The organism is Actinosynnema pretiosum, assembly GCF_024171695.1.
Classification (GTDB): domain Bacteria; phylum Actinomycetota; class Actinomycetes; order Mycobacteriales; family Pseudonocardiaceae; genus Actinosynnema; species Actinosynnema pretiosum.
Genome location: NZ_JAMTCF010000002.1, coordinates 388,782 through 407,334, shown reverse-complemented (window position 1 = coordinate 407,334; position 18,553 = coordinate 388,782). Strand labels below are relative to the sequence as shown.

Genomic DNA, 18,553 nt, shown 5'->3' with positions numbered 1-18,553 from the left:
TTCGAGCGAACCTCCTCCTCCCCGAGCCCCCTGGACTCCTCCCCGAGCCCTCTGGACGCGCTAGCAGTACGCCCGTACTGTTAACGCTCGTGTGGGACCCCGAGAAGTACCTCGCCTTCGCCGACCACCGCGCCCGCCCGTTCCACGAACTGCTGGCCAGGGTCGGCGCGGAGTCGCCGGACCGGGTGGTCGACCTTGGCTGCGGCCCCGGCAACCTCACGACCACCCTCGCGAAGCGCTGGCCGGGCGCGGCCGTCGAGGCGCTCGACTCGTCGCCGGAGATGGTCGAGCAGGCCCGCGCGCGAGGCCTGGACGCGCGGGTGGCCGATGTGGCGGACTGGTCGCCGACCCCGGACGTGGGAGTCGTGGTCACCAACGCGGTGCTCCAGTGGGTGCCCGGCCACCCGGACCTGCTGCGCCGCTGGGTCGGCGAGCTGGCCTCCGGGGCGTGGCTGGCGGTGCAGGTGCCGGGCAACTTCACCGGCCCGTCGCACGAGTTGGTCCGAGAGGTGGCCGAGGACTGGCCGGAACTGCGCGGCGTGCTGCGGTTCGCCCCGGTGCTCGACCCGATCGGGTACGCCGAGGTGCTCGCGGGCGCGGGCGCCGAGGTCGACGCGTGGGAGACCACCTACGCGCAGGTGCTCACCGGCGAGGACGCGGCGCTGGAGTGGATCAGCGGCACGGCGCTGCGGCCGGTCAGGGCGACCCTGTCCGACGAGGCCTGGGCCGAGTACGTGGCGCGCCTGAGGCCGAGGCTGCGCGCCGCCTACCCCCGGCGGGCGGACGGGACCACGTGGTTCCCGTTCCGCCGCGTGTTCGCCGTGGCCAGGGTGCGCTGAGGGGTGCTCAGCGCACGCGCGGGGCGACGGCGGGCTCGTGGCGCCGCCCGTTGACGCCGACCCGCTTCACGGCCGTGTACTTGCGCCCGAAGGTGGTCTGCTCACCGATCTTGGCCCGCACGATCCCCGCCGCGCCCTGCACCGCCGGGTGGTCCACCAGGGCGCGGTAGGCCCGGACGATCTGGTCGTACCGCCCCTTGCCCGCCCGCGCGCCCAGCACGTAGCCGATCGCGGCGCCGAACAGAATGCCCTTCATACCCGGTCTCCTCACCGTCGTGCCTGGTCACTGGCCATCCTGCCGGAAACGAGGGGGGTGTGTTCCAAGCGCTCCTCCGGATGCGCTAGAGTTACTCCCGTCAGCCCGCGAGGGCGGGCGAGGACAACTGAACATTCCCCCATAGCTCAACGGCAGAGCATTCGACTGTTAATCGAAGGGTTACTGGTTCGAATCCAGTTGGGGGAGCATCCCAGACGAGGGCCCGTCCGCTTGGACGGGCCCTCGCTGCTTGCCCGATCTCTCCCACACCACGGGGTTCGCCCGAGCGGGCGCGGTCGAAACCCGTCATCCGGATGCGCGAACGGCTGTGGTGTTGATCACGGCGGTGCCGGCACCCTGATGGGCATGGGCCGCTACGCGAATCTCTCTCGCATCGAAGCGATGGACCCCGAGCGCGACGCCTGGGAGATCCTGCGCCTGTCCACCGGCTACGAGTTCCCCTGGGACTACACGCGGGCGCTGGAGTTCGCGCTGTTCCGGACGTACTGCGTCCCGTCCATCTCGGCGCTGCTGGCGCGCACCGGCGAGTTCGAGCGCAGGCCCCAGAAGCGCTACGACGACACCGCCCTGCTCATGGGCGAGCTGGTGGACCACGGCTACGACTCGCCGCGCGGCAAGGAGGCGCTGCGCGCGGTGAACCGGATGCACCACCGGTACGACATCGACAACGACGACATGCTCTACGTGCTGTCCACGTTCGTGTACGACCCGATGGAGTGGTTGGAGCAGTACGGCTGGCGCAAGCCGTCGGAGCACGAGAAGCAGGCCTCGTACCACTTCTACCGGGCTGTCGGGGCGAGGATGGGCATCCGGGACGTGCCGGAGGGCTACGGGGCGTACCTGGCGTTCAAGCGGGCTTACGAGGCCGAGCACTTCGAGCACGCCGACACGAACGCCGAGATCGGCCGCTACACCCTGGACCTGTTCTGCTCCTGGTACCCGGCGCCCCTGCGCCCGGCGGCGAGGAAGGCCGTGATCGCCCTCCTGGACCCCGCGATGCTGGACGCCTTCGGCCTGGCCCCCGCGCCGACCTGGCTGACGACGACGGCCAAGGCCGCCCTGCGCGCGCGGGCGCGGGTGGTCCGCAGGATGCCCCCGAGACGCGAGCCGTTCCTGACGAACCAGCCGAAGAACCGAACCTACCCCGGCTACCCGACCGGTTACCGGCCGTCCGATCTGGGGACTTCGTAGCACGGGTTGGTCACGTGCTGACGGGTTGTCGAGACGCGGGGGGCCGGCGCTCTGTACCCTCCAGAACCGCACGTCAGGGGACGGTAGCTCAGCCGGTCAGAGCAGCGGACTCATAATCCGTCAGGTCGTGGGTTCGAACCCCACCCGTCCTACTCTTTTCCCAGGTCAGGTGCACCCCTGGGGAGTCTATCAAGATCAACGCCATGCCTTTGCCACCCCTAACGGGGTCGGTACCCCCTAACCGCCTCCAGCGCGTCGGCGGCCTTGCGGCTGGTCACGCGACGCGCCATGTAGACGTCCTGGGTGGTTGACACTTTCGAGTGACCTAGCTGATCGGCGATCTGACGGGCGGACAGCCCGGCGTCGTCCAGGATCGTCGCGACCGACTTCCGGAACGTCCGGAAGGTCACCCACGGGTAGCCCGCGCGCTGCCGGAACTCCCGCCACTGGGCCAGGGTGTTGTGCTTGTCGCGCAGCTTGCCGAGCGAGTTCGGGAACACCGGGCCACGAAGGTCCGCCACGTCCACCCCGAAGCGCTCGGCAAGCAGCACCCGCCGCTCCCGCAGCACGTCCACCAGCCAGTCCGACAGCGGCAGGGCGCGCTCGGACACGTCGGTCTTGCCGAAGTTGATCCGCTGCCCCTGCCCCTTGACCCGGATGAGCCCGCCACCCCACGACACCGTGCCCGCGCGCAGGTCGAGGTGGTGCCAGTGCACCGCCAGCCCCTCACCGGTCCGCTCCCCCGTGCCCGCGTACCACCGGGCCAGGTCCGGGAGGTCCTGGCGCACGGCGACCTCGTCCGCGTCGAGCTTGGCCAGCAGGTCCGCCAGCTCCTCCAGGGTGAGCGCGCGGGCCCGCACCTTGCGGCCTTCCAGGGGCGCGACGTCACGGACCGGGTTGGCGGCCAGCGCGCCGTGCCGCACGGCCAGGCCGCAGACGCCGGACAGGATCGTGCGAACCGTCTTCGCGGTGGACGAGCTGTGCAGGTCCTGGGCGGCGGCGACCAACCGGCCGAGCCGGGGCACGGTCAGCTCCCGCACCCGCAGCTCCCCGATGGCGGGCAGCACCAGGCTGTTCAAGCGGCCCTCGTAGGTCTCCTTCGAGGTGGGCGAGCGGCGCCCGCCGTCGATGGCCCGCTGGAACTCCTCCAGCCACAGCACGGCGGCGTCCTTGAACCGGGTTTCGGGGGTGATGCCGTCCCCACCGGTCAGGGGCGACGTCCGGTCCCGCAGCGCCTCTTTGAGGGCCCGTTCCGCCGCCGTCTTGGTGCTGCCCCGCCGCTCGACGGGCCGGGTGACGCCGTCGTGGTCGCGGTAGTTCGTGACGGCCCGCCAGCCGGACTTGTCCCGGTAGGCGCGGATCTTGCCGAAGGTGCCGACCGGCAGCGGTGGCCGGGCCATCAGGCCACGCCGTTCGGCAGCGACTCGAACCAGGCGCGCACCTGCTCGGGGTCGAACCGGACGTACTTGCCGATGCGCTTGCCGGGCGGGCCGTAGTTGCGGGTTCGCCACTGGTAGAGGGTGTTGACGGGGACGCCGAGGAAGTCGGCGACGTCTTGGACGCTCCAGAGCTTGCTCATGTCGCGGACTCCTGTTCGTACTTGCGGCGGCGGGTTTCGCGGTTGCTCTCGGCGATGGCCAGGGCGAGTTCTCGTTCGGCGTCGTTGCGGTGGCCGGTGCCGGTGAACTCCCAGTGGTCGACCAGGACGACGGTGTCGGGGGCGTGGCCGAGTCGGTCGAGGAGTTCGATGGTGCGGAAGGCGCGGCGTTCTTCGCGCATAGCCTTGAAGGTGGTGCTGTAGCGCTGGGACTTGGAGAGGAAGTGGCCCCGGAAGGCGAGCATGTGGGCCCAGCGGCGCAGGTTCAGCGCGGCGTACTGGTCGAGGTCGCCGAGGTCCCAGGTGGTCTGGATGATCCGGCGGTGGTGGGCGGAGACGCGCAGGTGGTCGATGTCGAGTTGGGAGCGGATGGGGCGGTCTGCGGCTTCGGACTTGCCGGTGCCCTTGGTGGCGTACTTGGCCACGTACCCGGCCAGCCGGGATTCGCTGATCTCGCCTGCCTGGTCCTCGAACTCGTGGGCACCGGTGGGGCGGATGCGGCGCACGTCGACCTGAGCCCCCCACCGCAGCGCGACCGGGGTCCCGTCCGGGAGGGCCTGGTCCACGCGCACCGTGCGGGCGGCGGTGGTGATGGCGTGTTCGAGCAGCTCGGGGGTGCACCAGGTGGGGGCGGGGTCGTCGGGCCCGGACGGTCCGTCGAGGCGGATGACGGCGTGGAAGTGGACCAGGCCGCGTCGCTGGTACTCGGCGACCTTGGCGTAGGACAGGCGGGCGTGGTCGGCGAAGCGGGTGCGTGCGGGCAGTCCGGCGGCCTTGAGCAGTTCGCGGCGCACGCTGGTGGTGAAGCGGTGCCACAGGGTCCCGGCGTTGGCCTGCCAGAGCACCGACCCGACGTAGTCGTACCCGTCCGGGTCGACGGGGGTGCCGAGGGCGGGGTCTGCGGGGTGGTGCCAGGAGCCGCAGGAGCAGGGCCGGGCCTTGCCAGCACGGGTGGTGGGCCGGTTGTGGACGGGGCCGAAGGAGGGGGCGGTGAGGGTGGCGAACACGCGGGGCTTGTCGGTGATCGAGGCGGGCACGCCTTTGCTGCCGCCGGCCAGGCCGGCGTGCATGAGGTGGTAGGCGTCGGCGGCGTAGCGGTCGGAGCAGGCCGGGCACACGCTCTCGCGGCGGTTGCCGCAGGGGATGAACACGTCCCCGCCGTGCCAGTCCAGCAGCGCGCCGCCGGTGGAGTGGATCTGCCAGCCGCCGCTCATGCGGATGGGTTGGGCGCAGCCGCCGGTGGCGGTGACCTTGTCCCGCCAGTCCCGGTAGTCGGGCGAGCGCAGGCGGGCGGTGATGCGGGAGTCGAGGGTGAACACTACGGGGGCACCTCCTTTCGTTGCGGGATAAGGAAAAGCGGGGCACGGCCACCGGGTCGGGTGATCGCGCCCCGCTCACGGGGGGTGGGTCAGGGTTCCCAGAAGTGGGGTTCGCTGTCTTCGAGCTGGTAGGGGTAGTGGTAGTCCTGGCAGGGCGGGCACCAGATCATGCGAGGCACGTCCGGGCCCTTGCCCCACTGGCGTTCGCACGTGTGGCAGCGCCAGGCGTAGCGCGGGCGCTCGGCGGGCTGGACGTACCAGTTCACCTCGCAGCGCGAGCACACCTCGGGTGCGTCCGGGGGCAGGACCGGAGTCCACTGGTGACCGCATAACCGGCACAGGTAGGCATGGTCGTCACCGGCCCGGATCTGCGACCACTCACAGGCCGGGCACTCCGAGGGCGGGTCGTGCAGGTAAAGGGCGATTCGGCGGGGGTACACGGCGCTCCTTCCCGGAAGGTCATGTGAAGGCGTGGCTGTTGCGCTCGCGCACCTCGGCCACCACGCGCTCGGCCATCTCCGCCGGGAGCCGCACGGCGGACTGGACGTCCTCGGCGGTCAGATCGCGGCCCTGGGCGGCGACCTGGTCGGCTTTGGCGCGGACCGCCGTGACGATCGCGGGCGGCAGCTTGAGCCGGGGCACCGCCACCGCAGCGGGGACGGCCACGGGCGGGGCGGGTGGCGCGGGGGCGACGGGCGCCGGTGGGGTGGGCGCGGCGGGCGGCGGTGGGACGGCCGCGGGGACGGGGGTCGTTTGCGCTGGTGAGGGCGGTGGGGTGGTGTTGGCGTTGCGATAGGCGCGGGTGATGGCCTGGTTCATGCGTTCCTGCACCACCGGCATGACCTCGGCGACCATGAACACCACCAGCGGCACCACCAGGTGCACGGCGAAGTTGCCGAACTCGAACCGCTCCCCCACAGTCCACGCCGGAGCCAGGGTGGGCCAGACGTTCATGAACAGCGTCGAACCGAGCAGGGTCCGCTTGAGGCGTTCGACCCACACGCTGTCCACGGGAACGCCCCGGTGCAGGACCTCGGACTCGAAGACCAGCAGCATGATCAGGATGCCCGCGAGCATCGGCTCCGCCAGCCACGCGGCCCACCACAGCGGGTCGCTGACCGGCCGATGCCCGGCCAGGAAGTCCTGGACCCCGGCAGCGGTGAACCCGAGCCCAAGGGTGAGGAAGAACCACATCCCCCGCGTAATCAACCTGCGTTGAGCCTCGATCCGGACCGCGACCATGTCCGGGTCGTCCACCAGGCCGCGCAACTGGGCCGATTCGGCTTTCTTGCGCCGCAGGCTCACCACCCGCTTGGTCACCCCGGTCTGAACATCCACCACGTCAGCCCGGTCCTCTGCCGGAATGGCGGAGGGGTCTGTCACAGCCGCCCCCGGTGGTGGTCGATCTCGCGGCGGACGAAGTCGCGCAGGGCGTAGAACACGCCGACCACGCCCAGCCCCGCCAGGACACCGGTCCACATGAAGAAGGTCCCGAAGCCGTCGGCCAGGTAGACCACGAACAGCACCAGCGAGGCCAGCCCCAGGAACAGCGCGAAGCGCCACGCCGCCCAGAGCCGGACACCCAGGTTCCACATGGTTTCCTCCACTTTGGAATTAGGAATGTGCTTACACAGCAACGGTTTCGCGCCGCATTACGAGCGGTGGATCAGGCGACGGCGTGCAGCCGGGGCCGGTCACCGGTCACGAAGGCGACCAGATCGTGGATGTCGTCGTCGGACTGGTAGAAGGCCCGCACGCGCTGCGGGGTGCGGGAGCGGGCGCGCACGACGAAGCCGGTCCCGGCGTAGTCGTCACCCAGCGGGATCTCGTCAGCCAGCGCGCCGCGCAGCCGCATCCCCTCGCCCAGGACCATGTCCACGTGGCCCTGCGTGGTGACCGACAGGCACACGCGCTGGGTGAACAGGTCGCGCACGCCCACGGTGTCCTTGGTGGGTTCCTGGACGTAACCGCAGACCGCGAAGCCTGGCGCCCGCCCCTGGGTCATGATCTCGGCGAGCAGCCGGAGCACGTCCCGGACCTCCTTGGACGGGCCGAAGCCGGTCATCATGCCCATCTCGTCGATCTGCAACACCCGGAACGGCGTCTCCACGCTGGGGGTGAAGCGCCGCGTGCCCTGCTGCCGCAGGAGGGCCTGACGCTCCTTCATCTCGTCGCGGAAGCCCTCGATCACCTCCACCGATTCGGCGAAGTCGATCGCGCGGCGGTGGAACAGGGGCGCGCCGACCTCGGTCTCCATCCCCTCCTTCATGTCGACCATGTCCACCTGGACGACGCCGTCGCGGAGCATCGGGGCCATCGCGCGCAGCGGGTTCCACAGCAGGGCGCTCTTGCCCGAGCCAGTGGCACCAGCGCCGAACAGGTGGTTGCCGATCAGCGGCAGCGTCCAAGGGGTGCCGTACTCGGTATCGCCCAACTCCAGTGCCGACAGGTCGACCTCGGCACTGGTGTGCGGGATGTCGATCGCGGGGATGGGGTCGGAGTCGAAGGGGTTGCAGCGCTCGACCACCAGGGCGACGACCTGCGGACGCACCCGCATGACCGCGACCCGTTCGGCGCGCAGCGCGTGGGCCAGGGCCTCGGCGCGCTCCTCGAACACGGTCGGGGTCTGGCCCCGGTTCAGGCGCACCGTGATCGTGTCGATCGACGGTGAGGCGGCAGTGACGCGCACGATGCGCGGCACCTGGACCTGGTCGGTGCGGCGGTTGACCGTGATCAGCTCGCAATCCGTGAGGATGTCGGCCCAGCGGCGGCCGACGTAGGTCAGCCAGCGGCGGCGGAAGGCCCGCAGCCGGGGCAGGGCCACCGCGTCGAACGAGGCCGGGTGGCCCCGGTACCAACCGGCCAAGCCCAGGGCCACACCACCGGCGAGCGCGCCCGTGGTCGGAGCGCCCAGCGTCATGACGCCCTCGGCGGCGGCAGCGGCGAGGCCGGTGGGAACCGACACCATTCCGGGGTGCCGGACGGCCCACTTCATCGCACGGAATTCAATTCCCTGGTTTCGGAATGCTTTCGGCATGGCAAACCCCCTCCGGGTTTTCGGGACGGAGAGCGGCGACCCGACCAGTCGGGTGGACGTGGTCGGATCGCGCGCTTTCCGGATGCGGTTGTCAGTCCTCGGCGAGGTAGGGAAGAACGTCCTGCAAGGCCACGGAGAGGGTGGCCACCGCGCGGGTGACGTCCCTGTGCTGGCCGGAGAAGCGGTAGCGGGCGAACCTCATCTGCTCGACCGCGCCCCGCAACTGGTGCATGGCCTGGTCGAGGGATTCGGCCGCCTTCTCCGTGCCGTAGCGTGCCGCCATGTCAAACCCTCCAGTTCCGGGAGATCAGCTCCGCCTCGTAGTCCTTGGCGTCCTTGGAGAACTGCTCGATCTCGCGGACCGCCTTGTCGCACAAGGACTTCAGCTCGTCCGCAGACGGGACGGCCCACGCCGCGCCGGGGATGTCTGCGTCCTCGACCTTGGCGATGAGCCCGCGCACCTGCTCGTCCACGGTCTCCTGGAGCAGCACCAGCGCGGCCTTGAACGTCGCGTAGTTCTGCTGAGCCGCCCTGTTGATCGCAGCGACCTGCATGTGTCACCTCTTTTCCGAGTCGATCGGGAGACACCACGCCCCCGGAGCCGGACGTGCCGGAATCCGGGGGCATCGAATCTCCCGGCCCGTGTTGTGGGCCGGAAAATGGCATGGGTGTAGCCACTGTGGAATTGACAAGGAACTAACGGGAACTCCCGCTTGACGGCGTCACGGCCTGTCCCGACGAGGCGGGAGGGTTCACGCGGCCACGGGAGCCCGATTCTCGGAACGGGCGGAGGGAGGGCGGCGCGGTCAGTCGCGCGGCTTGAGACCGGCGGCGCGCCAGGCCAGGCCGGAGACGGTCTCGCCCCGGTTGTTCTTGAAGCTGTAGGGCGAGACCATCGCGTCGATCAGCTCGACCATGTCGCCCTCCTCGAAGGAGTCGCCGGGGTCGACCGCCAGGGTCACCCGGATCTCCTCACCCTTCTCGCCCTTGGTCTTGGCGAACAGGGACACCACGTACTGGTTCACGCCGTCCCGGTCGGTGACGATCTCGGCGGTGCCGTCCACCTCGCGGGTCTTGAGCGTGGGCTCCTCGGTGACCATCAGCCGGTAGCCGGTGAGCAGGACGGGGATGTTCCTCATAGCTGTCACCTCTCAGTTGCAGTCCGTTACAGCTATCTCTATTGAACACTACTCGACCGCAGACGTCAATAGAGATAGCTGTAACGAGTACAGTTGGAGGTCAAGAAGGATGTAGACCTACGTTTGGTCGCCTACAAGACGGGGGGCACAGCTGTGTCGATCGGGTACCGAGAGCTCGCGGCTGTGCTGCGGGAGGCGATCCAGCGTGGCGACTACCCGCCCGGCGCGACGCTGCCCAAGCAGGAGGACCTGGCCTCAGAGCACGGGATCAACATCAACACTGTCCGCAAGACCATCGCGGTCCTGGAGGCCGAGGGCCTGGTGGACTCCGTCCGCCGCCGTGGCACGGTCGTGAGACCCCGGCCGGTCATGAAGCGCATGGGCGTCGAGCGGTACGCCAAGAGCAAGTGGAAGTTCGGCCTGGTCGCGTTCGCGGCCGACCGGGAGGCGTCAGGGCGGGAGTGGAAGCCCGGCGACCAGACCAACAAGGTCCGCCAGGTCGAGGCGGACGCCGAGACCGCCGAGGCCCTGGGGCTGGAGACCGGCGCCACCGTCTACGAGCGCGCACGGCTGGTCCGGGACGGCGAGACGCCCACGCACACTCTGACGAGCTACTACAACCCGGTACACGTCGAGGGGACGCCGCTGGTCGACCCGAAGCCGGGCCCGGCCACGCCTGGTGGCGGGTTCGCCGTGCTGACGTTGCAAGGCTTCGAGCCCGACCACATGACCGAGAGCGTGCACTCCCGGATGCCCCGACCCGAGGAGGTCGAGGAGCTGGAGCTGCCCGCCGGTGAGCCCGTGATGATCCTGACGCGGCGGACCTTCTCCAAGGACGGGACGCCGATCGAGTTTGCGCGGGGTGTGCACGCGGCTAGTCGGTTCGTGTGGTCCTACAGCTTCCAGATCCCCGAGTAGGAGGGTCCTAACCCGTGTCGTCCACCAGGATTCCCGACGAGCACCGCGCCGACGTGGTGACGTTGTGGGAGTACCACGACATGAAACACGACCTGCGGCCCTCCGACATCGGCATCGGGTTGGGCAGCCATGACATCGGCGTGGCCGTGCGGGCGACCGAGCTGTACCACCAGGGGCTGTTTCCTCGGGTGCTGTTCACCGGGGCGAACGCGCCGACGACGGTGAAGCGGTTCCCTCGAGGCGAGGCGGTGCACTACCGCGAGCACGCCCTGGAGCACGGCGTCCCGGACACGGCGATCCTCATCGAGACCGAGGCGACCAACACGGCCGAGAACTTCGAGCTGTCCCGCGCGCTCCTGGAGGCTGAGGAGATCGAGGTCGGTTCTGCGGTGCTGATCTCGCGGCCGTACCAGGAGCGCCGGTCGTACGCGACGTGCCGGAAGCTGTGGCCGGAGCTGGACATCCTGTGCACCTCGCACCGGCCGCCGTTGGACGAGTACGTCGCGGGGATCGGCGATGTCGACTTCGTGATCAGCATGATGGTCGGTGACACCCAGCGGATGACCTTGTTCGCGGAGTACGGCTACGCCATCCCCCAGGACGTGCCCGACGAGGTCCAGGCCGCCTACGAACGCCTTGTGGCTGCGGGCTACACGAGCCGCGTGATCCAGACTTGACCTGGGTGGTTCCACGGCTACGCCATGCGTGCGCAGAGTTTCTTTACTTCATCAAGGCGGCCCCTGCCGGGGCCGCTCGCGTCGCTGCGCTCTTGGCCGCTCGCCCCTGGGGCGGGGCCCGCCTCCGGCACCCACCCCAGGCGGCGGCCTGAGACGCGACCGGCCCCGGCAGCCGCCGCAGGAAAGTACGACACGCCGCTCAGGTTCTCAGTCGAACAAGCGGTCGAAGCTAGGCTGTCTGGAGCAACGAGCCCGGTGGGGCAACCTAACGAAAGGCGGTCAACATGGCCGGAAACGTTCGGTTGAACTTTAACCAAGCCGCTCTCAACAACCTGGCCGCAGAAGTCACCCAAAAGTGGGCTCAACTTCGGCAACCCCTCCTCGACAAGGTGCACCAGGAGTGCGCAGGAAAGCCCGTCGACGTGGTCAAGCAGCACTTGGCCACCACGTGGCACACCGAAACCGGTGAGCCGCTCACCGAGCCCCAGTTGACCGAGTGGGCAACCGCGATCTCCGAGGGGACTCGGCTGACCCTGACGACGTAGGTCAGAACAGTACGAGCGCCAAGTGGTCCACTGGCACAGTGGTCGGGGCGCTCGGCTGCCGCGCCCGTGGACAGCTCGCCGCCTTGGCGGCGACGACCAGCCCACCGGCTTGCCCTCGAAGCGGGCGGGTCGGTGGGCGTGGATGCCACGGCTTTGCCTCGCTTAACGACGGCAAGCGTCCACAGCGCACGGTCCACAGTGGCCATTCGCGGGCGTTAAGCGGCCTGATGACGAATGGTTTCGGGATCGCTTGGCAAACGACGGCAGAGTGGACTTGTAATCCGTCAGGTCGTGGGTTCGAACCCCACCCGTCCTACGCACTTCACCAGCGGAAACAGACTTTATCATGATCAATTAATGATCATTCGTCCATGGGATTCCCCATGGCAGTCGGGCGATCATCAGCGGTCTCACCTGCGCTGATGCCCGGCACCAGGGCGCAGGCGCCGCCGAGTCGGGCAGTGGTCCAGTTCGGCGCGCACGGGCCGTGACCACCGCCGGGCGGGGGTCGGGGGTGTCCTGGGCTCACCCGGACGAGGGATTCCCGCCCCCTTCCCCGCGGCGGCAGCAGGCACGCGAACTACGCCGGGTCCCAGTGGGCCGTTCCCGCCGCCAACGCGGCCACCTGCTCCGCAGCCGCCGCGCGGACCCGCTCCGCGTCCGCGCCCGCGTCCGCCCGCACGTGCAGCACCGCCCCGTCCCTACCTGGAATCTTCCGCAGCAGGAACCACGCCCCCACCCCGTTGTCCCGCCGCCGCTGGCGGATCGCCTGGGTCACCCGCTGGTGCACCTGGTCGGTCAGCTTGCCCGGCCTCTCCACGGCGTACCGGACCGGGCGCAGGTCTCGCAGGAGGACCGCCTTGCCGCCCGACTCGCCGGTCACCACGTCGTCCTCCACGGCCTCCGTCACGGCCAGCGCCGTGCCGTCCCAGGCCGCCTTGCTCACCAGGTGCCACCCGACTCGCCTCGGGGGCTGCTCCGGCAGCCACAGGCCCAGCGGGGTGGCCACCAGCCAGCCCTCGCCGCTCCGCGCCGACGCGGCCACGTGCTCCTCCGGTTCCAGCTCCCCGGTGAAGCCCTCCGGCGCGCCCGAACCGAACAACCTGTCCCACAGACCCATCAGCAGCCCCAAACCGCAGCGTTCGGCCAACCCCGAGCAACGAGCAGGACCACCTACAGGCCGTTGATGCCCTGCTGGCCCAGCTCCTTGTGGTACTCCTCCAGCGCGATCAGGTCCCCGAACAGGGCGCGGTACTCGTCCGCCTCCTCGATCGGCGACACCCGCCGCAACCGCGACTTGATCTCGGTGATCTGCGCCCCGACCAGGACCTGCTGCAACCGCGCCAGCACGCTCTGCACGTACCGGTACTCGTCGCCCTTGGTCCGCAGCGGCTCCACCGCCAGCTCCGTCAGCAGCGACCGCGCCGACGCCACCGGGCACGCCTGTCCGACCGCGTCCACCAGCGCGGGCCCGGTGAGGCCGGACGCGGTGCCGCCCGCCTCGCGCATCGCGCGGTGCAGCGCCAGGTACAGCGGGTTCGTGAACGCCTCGTCCGGCAGCGAGTCGTAGTACGGGCTGACCATCTCCGGGACCTGCAGCGCGGCCTTCAGCGCCTCCCGCTGGTGCCACAGCGCCGGGTCGCGCGGGTTCGGGCGCGGGTGGGCGTCCACGGCCACGTCGAGCGCGCCCTGGTTCGGGTCGACCGGGCGGCGGCGCGGGGCGGCCTTCGCGGTGCCGGTCGCGGTCTCGCGGACCCGCCTCACCACCGACGCCTCGTCCTCCCAGCCGACCCACCACGCCAGCCTGGTGGCGTAGCCGTCGCGCTTGGAGCTGTCCTTGATCTGCGCGACGAACGGCACCATCTTGCGCAGCGCCTCGGCGCGGCCGTCGACCGAGTCCAGGTCGTAGTCGCGCAGCTGGGCCTTGATCGCGAACTCGACCAGCGGGGTGCGCCTGGCGACCAGGTCGCGCACCGCCACGTCGCCCTTCTCCTGCCGCAGCTCGCACGGGTCCATGCCGTCCGGCGCGACCGCGATGTACGTCTGCGCGGAGAACTGCTGCTCGCCCTCGAACGCCTTGAGCGCCGCCTTCTGCCCGGCCGCGTCGCCGTCGAAGGTGAAGATGACCTCGCCGTTGACCGAGTCGTCGATGAGCAGCCTGCGCAGCACGTTCATGTGGTCGGCGCCGAACGCCGTGCCGCACGACGCGACCGCGGTCGGCACGCCCGCCAGGTGCATCGCCATGACGTCGGTGTACCCCTCGACCACCACGGCCTGCCGCCGCTTGGCGATCTCCCGCTTGGCCAGGTCCAGCCCGAACAGCACGTGCGACTTCTTGTAGATCGGCGACTCGCTGGTGTTCAGGTACTTGGCCTGGATCGGGTCGTCGTCGAAGATCCGGCGCGCGCCGAACCCGACCACGTCGCCGCCCAGGTCCCGGATCGGCCACAGCAACCTGCGGTGGAACCGGTCGATCGGGCCCTGGCGGCCCTCCTTGGTCAGCTGCGCCTTGAGCAGCTCGGTCAGCTCGAACCCGCGCCCCAGCAGGTGCTTGGTGAGCTTGTCCCAGCCGTGCGGGGCGAAGCCGCAGCCGAACTGGCGCGCGGCGGCCTCGTCGAAACCGCGCTGCGCCAGGAACTCGCGGGCGGGCATCGCGTCCGGCGTCGCCAGCTGCTCGGCGTAGAACTCGGCGGCGGCCCGGTGCGCCTCCAGCAGCCTGCTGCGGGTGCCCCGGTCGCGCTGGATGGTCGCGCCGCCGCCCTCGTAGGTCAGCTGGATGCCCGCGCGGTCCGCGAGCCGCTCCACGGACTCCACGAAGCCGAGGTGCTCGATCTTCATGATGAACGCGATGACGTCGCCGCCCTCGCCGCAGCCGAAGCAGTGGAACGTGCCGTGGCTGGGGCGGACGTTGAACGACGGCGACTTCTCGTCGTGGAACGGGCACAGGCCCTTCAGCGAACCGCCGCCCGCCCGGCGCAGGGAGACGTGGTCGCCGACGACGTCCTCGATGCTGCTGCGGTCCCGCACCAGCGCGATGTCGGTCTCCCGGATGCGTCCTGCCACGGCGACCGAGTCTAGTGCTGGCAGACTGGTGCTCGTGACCACCACGGGGGACGGCGCGGTTCCGGACGGCTCGGACCTGGCCCTGGTGCTCCAGGAGCACCGCCCGCACCTGGTGGGGGTGGCGTACCGGCTGACCGGCAGCGTCGCGGACGCCGAGGACGCGGTGCAGGAGGCCTGGCTGCGGCTGTCGGGGCTGTCCGAGCGGGCTCGGGCGGAGATCCGCGAGCCGCGCGCGTGGCTGACCACCGTGGTGGGCCGGGTGTGCCTGGACCGGTTGCGGTCGGCGGCGGTGCGGCGGGAGCGGTACGTGGGCAGCTGGCTGCCCGAGCCGCTGGTGGGCGAGGTCGTGGACGAGCCGCTGGACGCGGTGGTGCGCGACGACGGGGTGCGGATGGCCGCGCTGGTCGTGCTGGACCGGTTGACGCCCGAGCAGCGGGTGGCGTTCGTGCTGCACGACGCGTTCGGGCTGCCGTTCGACGAGATCGCGGCGGTGCTGGGCGTGGAGGTCGCGGCGGCGCGGCAGCACGCGTCCAGGGGCAGGCGCGCGGCGGCTGCGGCCGACCCGCCGCCGAGGGTGGCGCTGGCCGAGCAGCGCGAGGTGCTGGGGCGGTTCGTGGCGGCGCTGGCGGCCGGTGACGTGCAGGCCGTGCTGAGCCTGCTGCACCCGGACGCGCTGGTGATCAGCGACGGTGGCGGCAAGGCGCGCGCGGCGATCAACCGGGTCGTCGGCGCGGACCGGGTGGCGCGGTTCATGGTCGGGCTCACGCTCAAGCACGGCGGGCTGGACGAGGCTCGGCCGGTGCTGGTGAACGGGGACCTGGGGCTGCTGCGGCGGGAGAGCCCGGAGGTGTCGCGGCGGATCACGTCGGTGGTGGTGCGGGACGGGCTGGTCGTGGCGCTCTACGACATCTCGAACCCGGACAAGCTCGGGCACGTGGACTTCGGCGGGACGGGCTTCGACGGGCCGGACTTCGACGGGTCGGAGGTAGCCGGGTCGGAGGTGGCCGAGACGGAGGTGGCCGAGACGGAGGTGGCCGGGGCGGGCTGAGGTCGCGGCGGCTCACAGCCGTCGCACGTCCAGCGCCTCCTCCACCACCCCGCCGCTCCCGTCGGGCCGCACCACGCACGCCCCGGCGCCGTCGCGCTCCGCGACCGCCTCCACCAGCTCCACTCCCCGGTAGAGCAACCCCGCCCCGTCGTCCGTGCAGTGCGTCACCGGCAGCTCGCCGCCGCCCACCGCCGCGCGCACGGCAGGTCGCCGCGCGGGCTCCGAGTCCAGGTGCACCCCGCTGCCGTACGGCAGGAACCCGAGCCCGTCGCGCACCACGCGCAGCTCGGGCCCGAACGAGTCGGTCACCCCGCCCTCGTACCAGCAGATCGCCCCCGCGGACACCCCGCCGAGCACCACCCCGGCCTCCCAGGCGCGCCGGAACACCGGCCCCAGCCCGTGCACCCGCCACACCGCCAGCAGGTTCGCCACCGACCCGCCGCCGACCCACACCACGTCGTGCTCCAGCACGAACGAGGCGACGTCGTCCACCGGCGGCATGGTGAACAGGTTCAGGTGCGCCACGTCCCACCCGGCGACCTGCCCGGCCTCGCTCAGGTGCGCGTTGAAGAACCGCTGGTCCCCGTTCGCGGTGCCCACGTGCAGCAGCCGGGGCCGCCCGGTCGCGCCGGACAGCTCGACGGCGAACCGCACCAGGTCGCCGAACTCCAGCGAGGTGCGCCGCCCGGCGCGAAAACCACCCGAGGTGGCGAGGATCGTCGGCTGCTCCGCAGGCATCCCCAGATCCTGGCAACGCCCCGCGCGCCCCGGCAACCGGGAACCCGCAGTCGCGCCCGGCGCACCCGCGTTCACCCGTCCCGCCCAGTCCCCCGCCGCGCCGGACGGCTGCCGAACGGCCCACACCCCTGCTTGTGGAACCATGGCCCGGTGCGCATGACGCTGCTGGCCCGGCTCCGCCGCTACGTCCAGAGAACCCTGCTCGGGGGCATCGCGATCGTCCTGATCGTCACAGGGGGCACGACGTTCCGGGTCTGGCAGGTGGCGCGGGACGACGACCGCACGCACGCGGACATGGCGGTGGTGCTCGGCGCCGCCCAGTACAACGGGGTCCCCTCGGACGTCCTGGCCGCCCGGCTGGAGCACGCGCGCAGGCTGTACGAGCAGGACGTGGTGGACTACATCGTCACCACCGGCGGCCGTCAGCCCGGCGACAACTTCACCGAGGGCGAGGCGGGCCGGATCTGGTTGGAGGAGCGCGGGGTTCCCGCCGACCGGGTGATCGAGATCGGCGAGGGCACCGACACGCTGGGCAGCATCAAGGCCGTCGCGGAGCGGGCCCACGAGCGCTCGCTCACGACCGCGGTGATCGTCAGCGACCCGTGGCACTCGCTGCGCGCCCGCACCATGGCCGAGGACCAGGGCCTTGACGCGTGGACGTCGCCGACGCGCAGCGGCCCGAACGTGCAGACCCGCGAGATGCAGCTCTACTACATCCGCCGCGAGACCATGGCGCTGATGTACTACCACCTGCTCAAGGCCCCGGTGGACGCCGTGGACGACATCCCCATCTAGGTCGGCGGATCTCAACCCGCCCGTCGTTTCCCGGCCACGTCCGGGGCGCCCGTTCTCCCCTACTGTGTTCGGATGAACCCCGGCTACTCCGACCACGACGGCGCCAGGCTCCTCCCCGAACCGCCGAAGGCCGCCGTGCTGCCCGGTTCGCGCACCGAGCGCCGCACGCCGTACGCGCGGGACCGGGCGCGGGTGCTGCACTCGGCGGCGCTGCGCAGGCTGGCGGGCAAGACCCAGGTGGTGGGGCCCGGCGAGGGCGCCGAGGTCACCGGTGTGCCGCGCACCCGGTTGACCCACTCGCTGGAGGTCGCCCAGATCGGCCGGGGCATCGGCGAGGAGCTGGGCTGCGACCCGGACCTGGTGGACACCGCCGGTCTGGCGCACGACATCGGCCACCCGCCGTTCGGGCACAACGGGGAGCGCGCCCTCAACGAGCTGGCCGGGCCGTGCGGCGGGTTCGAGGGCAACGCCCAGACGCTGCGCATCCTGACCCGGCTGGAGCCGAAGACCGACCGGGGGCTGAACCTGACGCGGGCCTGCCTGGACGCGGCGACGAAGTACCCGTGGCCGAGGCAGCCGGGGCTGGTGAAGTTCGGCGCGTACGAGGACGACCTGGCGGTGTTCGACTGGGTGCGCGAGGGCGCGCCGGGGCGGGAGCGCTGCCTGGAGGCGCAGGTCATGGACTGGGCCGACGACGTGGCCTACTCGGTGCACGACGTCGAGGACGGGGTGCTGGCGCACCGGATCAACCTGTACTCGCTGGGGGTCGCGGAGGAGCGGACGGCGATCGCGGAGCTGGCGGCGGCGAACTTCTCCACGCGGTCGGTGGCCGAGCTGGAGGCGGTGGCGGAGGAGCTGGCGGTGCTGCCGGTGATCGCCGAGCTGGGGCACTACGACGCGACGCTGCGCGCGCAGTTCGCGCTCAAGCGGTTGACCAGCGAGCTGGTGGGGCGGTTCGCGTCGGCTGCGGTGGGGGCGACCAGGGCGGAGCACGGCGACGGGCGGCTGACCCGGTACGCGGCGGGGCTGGTGGTGCCGGAGCGGGCGGCGGCCGAGGTGGCGCTGCTCAAGGCGATGGCGGTGCGGTACGTGATGAGCGACCCGGTGCGCAAGGCGGAGCAGGCGCGGCAGCGGGAGCTGATCACCGAGCTGGCGCACGCCCTGCTGGAGCGGGCGCCGGGGGCGCTGGACCCGGCGTTCGCCCCGGCGTGGCACGCGGCGGGGGACGACGCGGCGCGGTTGCGGGTGATCGTGGACCAGGTGTCGCTGCTGACGGACGCGCAGGCGGTGGCGTGGCACCGGAGCCACGTGCGAGGGCTGTGAGCGGTGGCACACTGGGGTGGTGGCTGAGGGCGCCCACCCGGTTCCCG

22 protein-coding genes and 2 tRNA genes are annotated in these 18,553 nt (G+C 71.1%); 10 read left to right on the top strand and 14 right to left on the bottom strand.

From position 1 onward, the window contains the following. Positions 1-89: 89 nt before the first annotated feature. Positions 90-839 (top strand): trans-aconitate 2-methyltransferase, encoded by a 750-nt coding sequence (locus LV78_RS05170; RefSeq protein WP_253843562.1) that lies wholly within the window; start codon positions 90-92, stop codon positions 837-839. A 7-nt stretch (positions 840-846) separates the two neighbouring features. On the opposite strand, the gene LV78_RS05165 is transcribed toward LV78_RS05170, so the two are convergent. Next, positions 847-1,095 carry a hypothetical protein gene (locus LV78_RS05165; protein WP_253843561.1) on the bottom strand — a complete coding sequence of 83 codons (249 nt, stop codon included), beginning with the start codon at positions 1,093-1,095 and terminating at the stop codon, positions 847-849. Between the two features lie 135 nt (positions 1,096-1,230). On the opposite strand from LV78_RS05165, the gene LV78_RS05160 reads away from it, so the two are divergent. From LV78_RS05160 to LV78_RS05150, 3 genes are all read left to right on the top strand, one after another. Continuing rightward, a tRNA-Asn gene (locus LV78_RS05160) sits at positions 1,231-1,302 on the top strand. 195 nt (positions 1,303-1,497) lie between these two features. Then, positions 1,498-2,307 carry an oxygenase MpaB family protein gene (locus LV78_RS05155; RefSeq protein ID WP_253843560.1) on the top strand — a complete coding sequence of 270 codons (810 nt, stop codon included), beginning with the start codon at positions 1,498-1,500 and terminating at the stop codon, positions 2,305-2,307. 77 nt (positions 2,308-2,384) lie between these two features. Continuing rightward, a tRNA-Ile gene (locus LV78_RS05150) sits at positions 2,385-2,459 on the top strand. Between the two features lie 66 nt (positions 2,460-2,525). Here the strand turns inward: LV78_RS05150 and LV78_RS05145 are convergent. From LV78_RS05145 to LV78_RS05100, 10 genes are all read right to left on the bottom strand, one after another. Next, positions 2,526-3,707: a site-specific integrase gene (locus LV78_RS05145; RefSeq protein WP_253843559.1), complete on the bottom strand. Its 1,182-nt coding sequence runs from the start codon at positions 3,705-3,707 to the stop codon at positions 2,526-2,528. Next, the gene (locus tag LV78_RS05140) at positions 3,707-3,886 is read right to left on the bottom strand and encodes a helix-turn-helix domain-containing protein (RefSeq protein WP_015800135.1); all 180 of its coding nucleotides are present in this window, start codon (positions 3,884-3,886) and stop codon (positions 3,707-3,709) included. Before LV78_RS05140 ends, LV78_RS05145 begins: the two co-directional genes overlap by 1 nt. Next, on the bottom strand, positions 3,883-5,223 hold the full coding sequence (locus LV78_RS05135; protein WP_253843558.1) for a replication initiator: 1,341 nt from the start codon (positions 5,221-5,223) through the stop codon (positions 3,883-3,885). The genes LV78_RS05140 and LV78_RS05135 overlap by 4 nt, the downstream gene beginning before the upstream one ends. An 89-nt stretch (positions 5,224-5,312) precedes the next feature. After that, the gene (locus tag LV78_RS05130) at positions 5,313-5,663 is read right to left on the bottom strand and encodes a hypothetical protein (protein WP_253843557.1); all 351 of its coding nucleotides are present in this window, start codon (positions 5,661-5,663) and stop codon (positions 5,313-5,315) included. 19 nt (positions 5,664-5,682) lie between these two features. Continuing rightward, positions 5,683-6,564 carry a hypothetical protein gene (locus LV78_RS05125; protein WP_253843556.1) on the bottom strand — a complete coding sequence of 294 codons (882 nt, stop codon included), beginning with the start codon at positions 6,562-6,564 and terminating at the stop codon, positions 5,683-5,685. Between the two features lie 38 nt (positions 6,565-6,602). Next, the gene (locus LV78_RS05120) at positions 6,603-6,818 is read right to left on the bottom strand and encodes a hypothetical protein (RefSeq protein ID WP_253843555.1); all 216 of its coding nucleotides are present in this window, start codon (positions 6,816-6,818) and stop codon (positions 6,603-6,605) included. Between the two features lie 71 nt (positions 6,819-6,889). Further along, complete coding sequence (locus LV78_RS05115) at positions 6,890-8,218, bottom strand: FtsK/SpoIIIE domain-containing protein (RefSeq protein ID WP_253843554.1); 1,329 nt, start codon at positions 8,216-8,218, stop codon at positions 6,890-6,892. Positions 8,219-8,351: 133 nt separating this feature from the next. Then, positions 8,352-8,543 carry a hypothetical protein gene (locus LV78_RS05110; protein ID WP_015800129.1) on the bottom strand — a complete coding sequence of 64 codons (192 nt, stop codon included), beginning with the start codon at positions 8,541-8,543 and terminating at the stop codon, positions 8,352-8,354. A gap of 1 nt (position 8,544) precedes the next feature. After that, the gene (locus LV78_RS05105; protein ID WP_253843553.1) at positions 8,545-8,814 is read right to left on the bottom strand and encodes a hypothetical protein; all 270 of its coding nucleotides are present in this window, start codon (positions 8,812-8,814) and stop codon (positions 8,545-8,547) included. 252 nt (positions 8,815-9,066) lie between these two features. After that, positions 9,067-9,399, bottom strand: a complete 333-nt coding sequence (locus tag LV78_RS05100) for a hypothetical protein (RefSeq protein ID WP_253843552.1) — start codon at positions 9,397-9,399, stop codon at positions 9,067-9,069. Positions 9,400-9,552: 153 nt separating this feature from the next. On the opposite strand from LV78_RS05100, the gene LV78_RS05095 reads away from it, so the two are divergent. The 3 genes from LV78_RS05095 (at position 9,553) to LV78_RS05085 (ending at position 11,539) form a co-directional block, all read left to right on the top strand. After that, positions 9,553-10,317, top strand: coding sequence for a GntR family transcriptional regulator (locus tag LV78_RS05095; RefSeq protein WP_253843551.1), 765 nt, complete (start codon positions 9,553-9,555; stop codon positions 10,315-10,317). A gap of 29 nt (positions 10,318-10,346) precedes the next feature. Next, positions 10,347-10,994: a YdcF family protein gene (locus LV78_RS05090; protein ID WP_372494809.1), complete on the top strand. Its 648-nt coding sequence runs from the start codon at positions 10,347-10,349 to the stop codon at positions 10,992-10,994. Positions 10,995-11,278: 284 nt separating this feature from the next. Next, complete coding sequence (locus tag LV78_RS05085) at positions 11,279-11,539, top strand: hypothetical protein (protein WP_253843550.1); 261 nt, start codon at positions 11,279-11,281, stop codon at positions 11,537-11,539. Between the two features lie 580 nt (positions 11,540-12,119). On the opposite strand, the gene LV78_RS05080 is transcribed toward LV78_RS05085, so the two are convergent. After that, on the bottom strand, positions 12,120-12,659 hold the full coding sequence (locus tag LV78_RS05080) for a hypothetical protein (protein WP_253843549.1): 540 nt from the start codon (positions 12,657-12,659) through the stop codon (positions 12,120-12,122). Positions 12,660-12,712: 53 nt separating this feature from the next. Beyond that, positions 12,713-14,602: a DNA primase gene (dnaG, locus tag LV78_RS05075; protein WP_253843548.1), complete on the bottom strand. Its 1,890-nt coding sequence runs from the start codon at positions 14,600-14,602 to the stop codon at positions 12,713-12,715. Positions 14,603-14,630: 28 nt separating this feature from the next. Between dnaG and sigJ the strand changes: the two genes are divergently transcribed. Further along, complete coding sequence (gene sigJ, locus LV78_RS05070) at positions 14,631-15,650, top strand: RNA polymerase sigma factor SigJ (RefSeq protein WP_253843547.1); 1,020 nt, start codon at positions 14,631-14,633, stop codon at positions 15,648-15,650. Between the two features lie 12 nt (positions 15,651-15,662). Here sigJ and LV78_RS05065 read toward each other — a convergent pair whose 3' ends face one another. Beyond that, positions 15,663-16,388, bottom strand: coding sequence for a Type 1 glutamine amidotransferase-like domain-containing protein (locus LV78_RS05065; RefSeq protein WP_253843546.1), 726 nt, complete (start codon positions 16,386-16,388; stop codon positions 15,663-15,665). Positions 16,389-16,544: 156 nt separating this feature from the next. On the opposite strand from LV78_RS05065, the gene LV78_RS05060 reads away from it, so the two are divergent. After that, positions 16,545-17,183: a YdcF family protein gene (locus tag LV78_RS05060; protein ID WP_253843778.1), complete on the top strand. Its 639-nt coding sequence runs from the start codon at positions 16,545-16,547 to the stop codon at positions 17,181-17,183. Between the two features lie 72 nt (positions 17,184-17,255). After that, positions 17,256-18,506 carry a deoxyguanosinetriphosphate triphosphohydrolase gene (locus tag LV78_RS05055; RefSeq protein ID WP_253843545.1) on the top strand — a complete coding sequence of 417 codons (1,251 nt, stop codon included), beginning with the start codon at positions 17,256-17,258 and terminating at the stop codon, positions 18,504-18,506. Positions 18,507-18,553 lie beyond the last annotated feature (47 nt).

Bases quoted from the DNA above. Each gene is read 5' to 3' on its own strand.
- LV78_RS05110 (WP_015800129.1), bottom strand. From the start codon at position 8,543: ATGGCGGCACGCTACGGCACGGAGAAGGCGGCCGAATCCCTCGACCAG.
- LV78_RS05085 (WP_253843550.1), top strand. From the start codon at position 11,279: ATGGCCGGAAACGTTCGGTTGAACTTTAACCAAGCCGCTCTCAACAAC.
- LV78_RS05055 (WP_253843545.1), top strand. From the start codon at position 17,256: ATGAACCCCGGCTACTCCGACCACGACGGCGCCAGGCTCCTCCCCGAA.
- LV78_RS05080 (WP_253843549.1), bottom strand. From the start codon at position 12,659: ATGGGTCTGTGGGACAGGTTGTTCGGTTCGGGCGCGCCGGAGGGCTTC.
- LV78_RS05100 (WP_253843552.1), bottom strand. From the start codon at position 9,399: ATGAGGAACATCCCCGTCCTGCTCACCGGCTACCGGCTGATGGTCACC.
- LV78_RS05145 (WP_253843559.1), bottom strand. From the start codon at position 3,707: ATGGCCCGGCCACCGCTGCCGGTCGGCACCTTCGGCAAGATCCGCGCC.
- LV78_RS05060 (WP_253843778.1), top strand. From the start codon at position 16,545: ATGACGCTGCTGGCCCGGCTCCGCCGCTACGTCCAGAGAACCCTGCTC.
- LV78_RS05120 (WP_253843555.1), bottom strand. From the start codon at position 6,818: ATGTGGAACCTGGGTGTCCGGCTCTGGGCGGCGTGGCGCTTCGCGCTG.
- LV78_RS05155 (WP_253843560.1), top strand. From the start codon at position 1,498: ATGGACCCCGAGCGCGACGCCTGGGAGATCCTGCGCCTGTCCACCGGC.
- LV78_RS05105 (WP_253843553.1), bottom strand. From the start codon at position 8,814: ATGCAGGTCGCTGCGATCAACAGGGCGGCTCAGCAGAACTACGCGACG.
- LV78_RS05165 (WP_253843561.1), bottom strand. From the start codon at position 1,095: ATGAAGGGCATTCTGTTCGGCGCCGCGATCGGCTACGTGCTGGGCGCG.
- LV78_RS05140 (WP_015800135.1), bottom strand. From the start codon at position 3,886: ATGAGCAAGCTCTGGAGCGTCCAAGACGTCGCCGACTTCCTCGGCGTC.
- LV78_RS05065 (WP_253843546.1), bottom strand. From the start codon at position 16,388: ATGCCTGCGGAGCAGCCGACGATCCTCGCCACCTCGGGTGGTTTTCGC.
- LV78_RS05115 (WP_253843554.1), bottom strand. From the start codon at position 8,218: ATGAAGTGGGCCGTCCGGCACCCCGGAATGGTGTCGGTTCCCACCGGC.